The 7518-nt window shown below is 44.8% G+C and carries 11 protein-coding genes; 4 read left to right on the top strand and 7 right to left on the bottom strand.

Annotated elements, in window-relative coordinates; all coding sequences use genetic code 11:
• The first annotated feature begins 58 nt into the window (after positions 1 to 58).
• A complete protein-coding gene (petD, locus tag RMO35_RS00430) occupies positions 59 to 541 on the top strand; it encodes a cytochrome b6-f complex subunit IV (protein ID WP_309737791.1) in 483 nt (160 codons plus the stop codon).
• 231 nt (positions 542 to 772) lie between these two features.
• On the opposite strand, the gene RMO35_RS00425 is transcribed toward petD, so the two are convergent.
• The 7 genes from RMO35_RS00425 to RMO35_RS00395 form a co-directional block, all read right to left on the bottom strand.
• The gene (locus RMO35_RS00425) at positions 773 to 913 is read right to left on the bottom strand and encodes a hypothetical protein (protein WP_309737790.1); all 141 of its coding nucleotides are present in this window, start codon (positions 911 to 913) and stop codon (positions 773 to 775) included.
• Positions 914 to 993: 80 nt separating this feature from the next.
• The gene (gene rpmA / locus RMO35_RS00420; protein WP_295618876.1) at positions 994 to 1260 is read right to left on the bottom strand and encodes a 50S ribosomal protein L27; all 267 of its coding nucleotides are present in this window, start codon (positions 1258 to 1260) and stop codon (positions 994 to 996) included.
• A gap of 70 nt (positions 1261 to 1330) precedes the next feature.
• A complete protein-coding gene (gene rplU, locus RMO35_RS00415; protein ID WP_309737788.1) occupies positions 1331 to 1708 on the bottom strand; it encodes a 50S ribosomal protein L21 in 378 nt (125 codons plus the stop codon).
• A gap of 193 nt (positions 1709 to 1901) precedes the next feature.
• Positions 1902 to 2381, bottom strand: a complete 480-nt coding sequence (locus tag RMO35_RS00410; protein ID WP_309737786.1) for a Tic20 family protein — start codon at positions 2379 to 2381, stop codon at positions 1902 to 1904.
• Between the two features lie 57 nt (positions 2382 to 2438).
• Entirely contained in the window at positions 2439 to 3632 is a 1194-nt protein-coding gene (locus RMO35_RS00405) for a type II secretion system protein (protein ID WP_309737785.1), read from the bottom strand.
• Positions 3583 to 4074, bottom strand: coding sequence for a type II secretion system protein (locus RMO35_RS00400; protein ID WP_309737784.1), 492 nt, complete (start codon positions 4072 to 4074; stop codon positions 3583 to 3585). Before RMO35_RS00400 ends, RMO35_RS00405 begins: the two co-directional genes overlap by 50 nt.
• Positions 4075 to 4168: 94 nt before the next feature.
• Positions 4169 to 5023, bottom strand: coding sequence for a prepilin-type N-terminal cleavage/methylation domain-containing protein (locus tag RMO35_RS00395; protein WP_309737783.1), 855 nt, complete (start codon positions 5021 to 5023; stop codon positions 4169 to 4171).
• 210 nt (positions 5024 to 5233) lie between these two features.
• Between RMO35_RS00395 and RMO35_RS00390 the strand changes: the two genes are divergently transcribed.
• The 3 genes from RMO35_RS00390 to RMO35_RS00380 form a co-directional block, all read left to right on the top strand.
• Positions 5234 to 5914, top strand: coding sequence for a C40 family peptidase (locus RMO35_RS00390; RefSeq protein WP_309737782.1), 681 nt, complete (start codon positions 5234 to 5236; stop codon positions 5912 to 5914).
• A 138-nt stretch (positions 5915 to 6052) separates the two neighbouring features.
• Positions 6053 to 6322, top strand: coding sequence for a helix-turn-helix transcriptional regulator (locus RMO35_RS00385; protein ID WP_309737792.1), 270 nt, complete (start codon positions 6053 to 6055; stop codon positions 6320 to 6322).
• Positions 6323 to 6412: 90 nt separating this feature from the next.
• Positions 6413 to 7518 (top strand): NAD(P)H-quinone oxidoreductase subunit N (locus RMO35_RS00380; protein ID WP_309737781.1); only part of this gene is annotated, 1106 nt, incomplete at its 3' end.

Here is a 7518-nt window from a genome sequence, read left to right as displayed (position 1 = left end):
GCCGATCGACTCCGATCGAGGCATCACTAAATAACCAAACCTTACGTCATTATTTACTATGTCAACTCTCAAAAAACCGGATCTCTCAGATCCAGCGCTGAGAGCTAAACTAGCTCAAGGCATGGGTCACAACTATTACGGCGAGCCAGCTTGGCCGAACGATTTGCTCTACATCTTCCCTGTTGTCATTTTTGGCACGATCGGTTGTTGTACTGCGTTAGCTATTCTCGACCCCGCTCTGGTTGGCGAACCTGCCAATCCATTTGCGACTCCATTGGAAATCTTGCCTGAGTGGTACTTATGGCCTGTATTCCAACTCTTGCGCGTATTACCCAACAAGCTCTTAGGAATCGCCTGCATGGCTGGCGTACCATTAGGTCTATTAGTCGTTCCCTTCTTGGAGAGCGTCAACAAGTTTCAAAATCCTTTCCGTCGTCCCGTGGCAATGGCAGTCTTCCTATTTGGTACTGTCTTCACGATCTACTTAGGTATCGGTGCAACTTTACCGATCGCGACTTCTTTAACTTTGGGTCTATTCTAGACTGAATTTAATGATTTGCGATAAGTCTATCTAGTATTTGCTAGGTAGACTTTTTTTGCAGACTAGGACATTATTAAACCTTGAGATTAGATCCCCTTTCAAGAAGTTGGGGATCTGTCCTAAGCACCTGGGAAGTTGCTATAAATACGGTATCGCTATATAAACCCAGGCAGCACATCCTCGCCGCTCAGACTGATGGGGGGATTTCAAGGCTCCCAATCTCCCGAAATATCAATCGCGACTCAATCGCTCGATAATTGCGTCAGTTTTATTTTCGATCGTGTTAAGCTTCCGCATTTTCACCAAACAGTACAGATAGAGCGATTGCAGTTCTTCTACCGCTTTTCGATCGACTGGTTGGATCTCTGGCACTGTTAAACCCTCGCCAACTAAAATAGGGATACACCCGCAGGTATACCCCCATTTTAGACTCCTAAGCTTTGAGATAAATCTTAAGCAGCAACCGCTACAGGATAAACGCTAATCTTTTTACCATTTTTGCCACGACGCTCGAAGGTAACAACGCCATCAACCAGAGCATAAATGGTGTAATCTTTACCCAGACCGACATTGTTGCCAACGTGGAAAGACGAGCCGCGCTGACGCACGATGATGTTGCCAGCTTTGACTACTTCACCACCGTACTTTTTGACGCCCAATCTCTGAGCATTTGAATCTCTACCGTTTCTAGTACTACCCGTACCCTTCTTAGAAGCCATAATTACCTCGGATTACTAAAATTATGTTGCAATTGCGGAATCGATGCGATGACTTAGGTGTCTCTAGCTACTAGCTGGCAACAACTTCAACTTCAGCTTTAGCGACAGCTTCAGCCGTGGCAATAACTGCACCATTGACGCTAATAGAATCAACCATCATGCGAGTCATTTCTTGACGATGACCGCGTTTTTTACGGGTTTTCTTTTTAGGCTGCATCTTGTAGACGATGATCTTGCGTGCCCGGTAGTGACGCATGATGGTACCTTCAACGGTCACACCAGCTACTAACGGTTGACCGATTTGGATGCTGCCGTTATTTTCGAGTAAAAATACTTTATCGATCGAGACGGTGCTATCGACTTCACCGGGTAACAATTCGATATCATAGAAGCGACCTGGTTCGACGCGCATCTGTTTGCCGCCAGTTTCGATAATTGCGTAAGTCATAAATTTTACAGATGTGAAATGCCGTACGGGTAGTCTCAATCTAGATAGTGAGACATTTGTTAAAATTTAACCCGATCCGAGCGTAGGTAATAGACAGCCTCTCATTATGACAGATCGACCGCGATCGAGTCAATGGTTTCGATCGAGTTAGAGCGTGATTTGCTGGTTATTAGTTACCCATGACCTGACTGAGTTAGAATCGATCGACCTGCATCTGAGCAGTCTGAGATAACTGCGGAATTTCTGTATATCGACCTAATGCTGACGAAATAATACCATAGACCACGATCGCCCAAGTGCCAAAGAACACGGTATTCATCAACACCTGAATTACAACAATGGGTAATAAGTTGCTCTCCAAGGCAAACCGGATCGGGAACCCGCACAGGAATAACAAGATGCCAATCAAAATTGCTTGCAGCACATTAAACCGAATAAAGCGGCTGACCTTGGGATTGACGACCACGCAGGCATACAGCAATATAAATAGGATAAAGCCGTTAAAACCACCATTGAGCTGCAATACTGGTGCTAGCGATCGATACAAGTTGCCAAAGATCGGAAATTGGTTAACAGCGAAATAACCAAAAAAGGCTACATCCGCGATCGGGAGTAAGTAAGCCAAACTCCCACAAATTCTGTCTACTATCGTTTGCGAACTTTGCCAACTCATTGGATGCTCCTAGGGATATCACTATAATACGCTCGATCTAACTAAAGCATATCGCAATTACTTGGAGAGAACATTCCTTGGAAAATATTCAGCAATAGCTTTTAATTTCTCCGCATCTTCAGTGGTAGCTGTAGCAGCGCGTCCCGTTGGATCGTACTTAGCTGCTAATTCGACCTTGACCCCCTGGAGCGTTTTCCAATCATCAGGAGTTGTTGTATTATTGAATTGACAAATATAATAGGGGATAGTCGAGTCACACCGACGTGACAATGGCAACATATTGGGTGGAACAATAGGCGATGCAGCATTGATAGTATCGGATTCTTTGGTTTCTTTATTACCGTAAACTCTAGCAGACACCTTGAATTGGGCAATTCCTTTAATTAGTGTTGCAGTAGTTCCGCCATCTATCTGCAACTTAACACTGTTGTCGGTACCCAATGTATAAACTCTCTCTTCAATCAGATAAATAGGGCTGGTACCAGCAGCATAAGTACCGTTATTTGGTAAGCTTGCGGATAAAATACCAGTAAAACTAATTGTATATTTAGTATTAGCAGTCTCCTCTGTATCGTCTGTGTAACGAAACGTGCGGATATTTCCAGATCCATCAGACATTGCGGCAAGAACATTCTCTTTGTCTAGACTCGCCTTTGGACTTTGGCAAAAATCAGTAGTGCTAGACAAAGAATAGTCTGCATTAAGATCGTCAAGTTTACAACGATAGTCACGAACTTCTTTTACCGAGCTAGTTCGAGAGATTGATGCTGGTACCGTCGTTGTTACTAATGTTCCCACATTACAGGTTGCATCCGGTTTTGCCGCATCTGCAACTGTCAATTTACCCGCAGTGCTAGGTGCTGCACTCCCAACAATTGTCTCGCACAAAGTCAAAGGCGATGTCAATGCTCTACGAATAGTAATTTTAGAGCTTCCTGGCATGTCCCCGGTAGCAGCAGGCTCGATTTTAATTACTGGGAACTTAGGATCGTTAATCCCTTCTCCAGCTTGCCTGATATCATTACCAATTATCTCTAAAACAGCCGAGAGGTTTTGATTAGATTCGATATTCTTTTTATCTTTATTAAAGGAGATACTAGCTTCAACAAAGGCATTCAGTGCAAGGCTACTAACAATTACCATCATTAATAGACCCACTATTAGTTCGATCAAGGTAAATCCTTGCTTGGAATTATGGATCTTACTCGAATTGTGTATAAGTACCTTCAAGATCGTATACTTTGGTGCCATTATAACTTACCTCTACTTTAAATTTTCGATACTTATCACTACAAACTGTTGAATCGGTACTTACGCCCTCACAATAAGTAACCGTTGTTTGGTATTGTCGCCCCATTGCTCTAGTAAGTAGTCTCTCTTCAGGCGTAGGAGCGCTAATATCAACTGGTTGCGACACAGGATTGACTGATGAGGCACTAGCTACACCATCATTGCTGGGTAGAGAAGTAATTGATTTCGATCGAATCTTATCGAAGACTCGCTGAGATACAATCAAAGCCCCCGTGCGAATCTCACTCTTTGAGTTATTTACTTTGGCATATAGGAATAATGGCATTGCATAAGCAAGACAAACTCCTAATGTTGTGAGCGCAATCACTGTCTCAATTAGACTAAATCCGGCTTCTTTGTTGGAGAAGCCATAGATTTTCTTGCCGTGTAATTTGAAATTCATAAATAAATTTATCGATTTTATTAAAAAATATTAAATAGAATAACTATCATAAATTTATGATATCTTTTAAAAAATATTGTAAATTTGGCATGGTCTAGTAAACAGGATTATCGCCGCTGCCGAGCGGAATTGTGGTGTTATTTCTATCCTTAGTAGTGATATCTACACTGCCGACCCCAATAACATCAATCGATGCCGATGTCGCTCGATTATTGCCTTGAAAATCTTGAAAAGTTACAGATACAGGGTTAGAGACAATTCCGCGATTGTCAAAACAGATGCTCCAATTTAAGGGTGCATCAACTGGGGGGCTGGCAGTCGCCCCGCCGTTGGCAAGCGGATAAGACCAGGTTCCTGCGGCAGTTGCTGTTCCACCAACTTGAGCCGAGACAACTCCAATAGCCTCTGGCAAATCTAGATCTAATTGAGAAGCTGCCATCCAACCGTTGGGTGTACCAGCCCCATATTTAGTTACTTGACAATTGGCAGCATATTCAACGATGAAGTTGTTAGCAGCTTGCGGATAAGTTCTATTTGGACGTGCCGCAGTGACTTCAGCAACAGTAAGATACTTAGGTCTAATCCGGTAGGCTTGACTGCTAGCGATCGCTTTCGATCGAATCAAACTAAGCTGCGACTTAAATGCCAAAGATCCATCGCGCAATGGTTTATTCAGTGACAGAAATGAAGGTAGGGCAAATCCCATGATGATGCCAGCCAGGGTTATTACTGCCAGCATTTCGATCAAGGTGAAACCTTGAGAGTTATATTTAGGTGGTCTCATTGCCACAGTCAATGACTCCTCAATTAAAGATAAAAGTGTGTTGTCGCTGTCGGTAGCCGTACAGCATCGCGATCGCGCAACTGGCAGCTTTACTAATATTCCCCAATCGCGATCGAAAATTACACATTGGGAGCCTAGAGCGGTATAGACTTTATAAAATGCCAATTCGATCGAGCGTTCTTTTGGCTCCCAGCAAGATCTAGCTCGATAACTTTGGGTGCTGCATCCTCAATCCTAATCGCTTTTTTGGGATTTACTGTGACTGAGATCGCTCGGTATTTACACTCGATCGATCTGGCGATCGTCGAGCTAAATATCAGTGATTTTTCGGAGAAGTATGGCTCGATCGCCCCGATAAATAATTAAAAAATTAAGATGAAATTATCTACTAATAATGAGTATCGATGTCGAGTAGATCTCGATCTCTACAGTTCCCCCGCTTGTGAAGGATTGGCGACGCAAGCCGCTGCTGGTAGATATTTGCAGATCGAATCGCTAACGCCAACAGCGCAAGCTCTCCCGATTCGATCGCGTGAAGATAATTATCCAGCTTGGCTGAAACTGGCTGATGTGGAGCATCTGGAATTGACTACCGATCTATATAAATTCGTGGAAATCGAGCGCCCTACAATTGCCGCGAGTATCCCGAAAGTTATTGCTTTTATGCAAGCAGCAATGGCAGTACCAAATCATTACTTATGGGGGGGGACGGTGGCTCCGAATTATGATTGTTCGGGTTTGATGCAGGCGGCATTTGGATCGCAGGGGATTTGGTTGCCACGCGACTCTTATCAGCAGGAAGCTTTTGTCGAGCCAGTCTCGATCGAGCAGATGTTACCTGGGGATCTGATTTTCTTTGGTACGCCAGAGAAAACGGATCATGTCGCACTGCATTTAGGTGAATTGCGCTATATTCACAGCTCGGGTATTCAAATGGGCAGGAACGGGATTGGAATCGATATTTTGACCGATCGCACTACCGATCCGGTTAGTGCTGGTTACTATGCCAAATTCCGGTGTTGTGGGCGCATAATGAATAGCTATAGTGGGCGCTAAGATTGGCTGGCTGCGACGATCGCTCGTCGAGGTGGCAGCATGGTAGATGAAGGGATTAGAATCGTTGGGATAGCCTCGCCATTGGCGAATCGCAAGCACGCACAATCTGATTTACACCAATAACACAAGGCAGGGATGATGATCGATGATAATAAGCTGCAAACACCTGCTACGATGTCCGATCGGGAAATAGAAATAATCGAATTGGTAACTGCTGGCTTGACTAATGAGGAAATCTCGGCGCGATTAGAAATTAGCAAACGTACTGTAGACAACCACATTAGCAATATTCTCAAAAAAGCTGGTGAGGGTGTCGATAATCGTGTCGCGCTCGTCCGCTGGGCACTGCAATGGGGTAAGGTGTGTCTCAACGAAATCAATTGTTGCACTTTGCCACAGCGAGAGTAGGTAGAACCTAACCTAACATCCAGCATTGCTGTAAAATCGAGAAGCAGCTACGCGCACGACGACGATCGGTTCTTCTCACGTTAGATACTTATGGATTTTAATGATTTAGTTATCCAGTTAAATGCTGGGGCGATTCTGCCAGAGGGAATCGTCATCGCCACACTATTAATAGTACTGGTTGGAGACTTGATATTGGGGCGCAGTGCAGCCCGCAGTCTATCTTATGTTGCCGTGGGTGGACTATTAACGTCGATCGGGGCGCTGGTATTGCAGTGGGATAATCCCAATCCCGTGGCTTTCTTTGGTGCATATAGCAGCGATCCGCTGAGTGTAGCGTTTCGGGGGATTGTCGCGCTCTCGGCGGCGGTGACAATCTTGATGTCGATTAGCTATGTAGAGCAGACGGGAACAGCTTTGGCTGAGTTCGTGACAATTTTATTGACAGCCGCTTTGGGTGGGATGTTACTTTCGGGAGCCACCGAACTAGTGACGATTTTTGTGTCGTTGGAAACCTTGAGTATCTCATCCTACTTGATGACTGGCTACATGAAGCGCGATCCGCGATCGAATGAAGCCGCCTTAAAGTACCTCTTAATTGGCGCGTCGAGTTCGGCGGTATTCTTATATGGTGTGTCGTTGCTGTATGGACTATCTGGCGGCGAAACTACCTTACCAGAAATCGCCACTGGGATGGCAAATTCCAATGGGAGTATCTCGCTCGGCTTGGTTGTCTCTTTAGTATTTGTGATTGCGGGGATTGCCTTTAAAATTTCAGCGGTACCATTTCACCAATGGGCACCGGATGTCTATGAAGGTTCGCCCACACCCGTTGTTGCCTTCTTATCTGTCGGCTCCAAAGCAGCGGGTTTTGCTCTGGCAATCCGACTACTCGTGACAGCCTTCCCTCAAGTTATCGAGCAGTGGCATTTTGTCTTCACCGCACTGGCGATTTTAAGTATGGTGTTGGGAAATGTCGTCGCACTAGCACAAACGAGCATGAAGCGGATGCTAGGCTATTCCTCAATCGCGCAAGCTGGATTTGTGATGATTGGGATGGTAATCGGTACTGAGACTGGTTATGCCAGCATGGTATTTTACCTATTCGTCTACTTGTTTATGAATTTGGGTGCCTTTGCCTGCGTGATTTTATTTACACTGCGGACGGGTACCGATCGGATTAGCGATTATGCTGGTCT

The organism is Chamaesiphon sp. OTE_20_metabat_361 (assembly GCF_031364565.1).
This window is presented reverse-complemented; position numbering and strand designations above follow the sequence as displayed.

What these genes read in the sequence shown, in the direction of transcription:
- RMO35_RS00400 (WP_309737784.1), bottom strand. Translation starts at nt 4,074, where the DNA reads ATGAATTTCAAATTACACGGCAAGAAAATCTATGGCTTCTCCAACAAA.
- petD (WP_309737791.1), top strand. Translation starts at nt 59, where the DNA reads ATGTCAACTCTCAAAAAACCGGATCTCTCAGATCCAGCGCTGAGAGCT.
- rplU (WP_309737788.1), bottom strand. Translation starts at nt 1,708, where the DNA reads ATGACTTACGCAATTATCGAAACTGGCGGCAAACAGATGCGCGTCGAA.
- rpmA (WP_295618876.1), bottom strand. Translation starts at nt 1,260, where the DNA reads ATGGCTTCTAAGAAGGGTACGGGTAGTACTAGAAACGGTAGAGATTCA.
- RMO35_RS00405 (WP_309737785.1), bottom strand. Translation starts at nt 3,632, where the DNA reads ATGGCACCAAAGTATACGATCTTGAAGGTACTTATACACAATTCGAGT.
- RMO35_RS00410 (WP_309737786.1), bottom strand. Translation starts at nt 2,381, where the DNA reads ATGAGTTGGCAAAGTTCGCAAACGATAGTAGACAGAATTTGTGGGAGT.
- RMO35_RS00390 (WP_309737782.1), top strand. Translation starts at nt 5,234, where the DNA reads ATGAAATTATCTACTAATAATGAGTATCGATGTCGAGTAGATCTCGAT.
- RMO35_RS00385 (WP_309737792.1), top strand. Translation starts at nt 6,053, where the DNA reads ATGATCGATGATAATAAGCTGCAAACACCTGCTACGATGTCCGATCGG.